Below are 1328 nucleotides of genomic sequence, written 5' to 3'. Positions count from 1 at the left end.
ATTCACAAAACCTTATTGTAAATGGGGATTTTGAGAGTGGAGGAAATGGAGTTGGTTTTGTTACTGATGGATTAGGATATTCGGAGCTTTTAGCTCCTTTTTCAGGGTCTACAGTTTCAGGAAATTTTGCTTTAGCTACTAATCCTATAGCAGTTAACTCTTCTATTTTTATTAATGATGGAGACCATACTACAGGAACAGGGAAAATGTTAATTGTTGATGGAAATACAACAGCAGGCTCACCTCGATTTTGGAAAGCTGGTAATGCTGGAGCGGGAATTTGTGGATTAACTATAGGTACTTCTTATACTTTTAGTTATTGGGTAAAGTCAATTTCTACCGTTGTTACTAATACTGCTACTCAATCAAGTATAGGAATTTCTTTTACAGGAGCAGGAAGCATTGTGCCAACCCCTTTTAGTTCTGTTGTTCCATTGCCTGCTTCGGGATGGAAGCAAGTGCTTTATACTTTCAAAGCAGCTGCAACCTGTGTTACTATCGAACTTTGGAACACAAATGTAAATGCTATAGGAAACGACTTTGCCGTTGATGATTTTTCTTTAACAGGTCCACAACCCTTATCATTAAACTACACTTTCCAAAGTCCTACTTGTCCCGGTTTATCAAATGGATCTATATCAGGCTTTGGAATAGGAGGCGTTCTACCTTATGCTAATTATACCTTAACAGGAATTAGTCCAATAATAGCTCCAATTAGTAATACTTCAGGTATATTTACAGGCTTAAACGCTGGAACTTATAGTCTTTCTATAAAAGATGCAGTTAATACGATTATCACACAAAACAATATTGTTTTAACAGCACCAGCGGATTTAACAGTCAGTTCAGGAGTAACAAATTGTTCATCAACATCAACAGCTTTATCAGTAAGTGGAGGCTCTTCGGGTTATTCTTGGACAGCATCCCCTTCAGATTCGACTTTAACTACTCCAAATGTTTCAAATCCAACGGTTAGTCCAACACAGACAACAATTTATACGGTCACTTCTAGTTCTGTAATTACTAATGATGAATTAATATATAATGGTGATTTTTCATTAGGTAATGTTGGATTTAGTACTGATTATAAGTATTTGGTAGTTTCTCCAGGAGCTCAGGGGCGTTACGGAATTACAACCAATGCAAATAGTTATTGGAGTGGTTTTCAACCATGCGTAGAACGTTTATCTCCCGGTGTAGGAAAAATGATGGTTGCTGACGGTTCAATAGTAAATGCTGGGAATGACAGGGTTTGGTGTCAAACAGTTGCTGTAAAGCCAGGTCAGAATTATGTTTTTAGTTATTGGTCAGAATCGATTCAATCAGCA

Annotated in this window: 1 pseudogene; it reads left to right on the top strand. The window is 37.2% G+C overall.

Going from position 1 to position 1328, the window contains the following annotated elements:
• Positions 1-1328 (top strand): annotated as a pseudogene (locus AC23L6_RS13330) (hypothetical protein); the annotation flags it as partial.

The organism is Flavobacterium sp. R1_16 (genome assembly GCF_057652095.1).
Note: the sequence above shows the minus strand (reverse complement) of the source record. Positions and strands in the feature narration are given on the sequence as shown.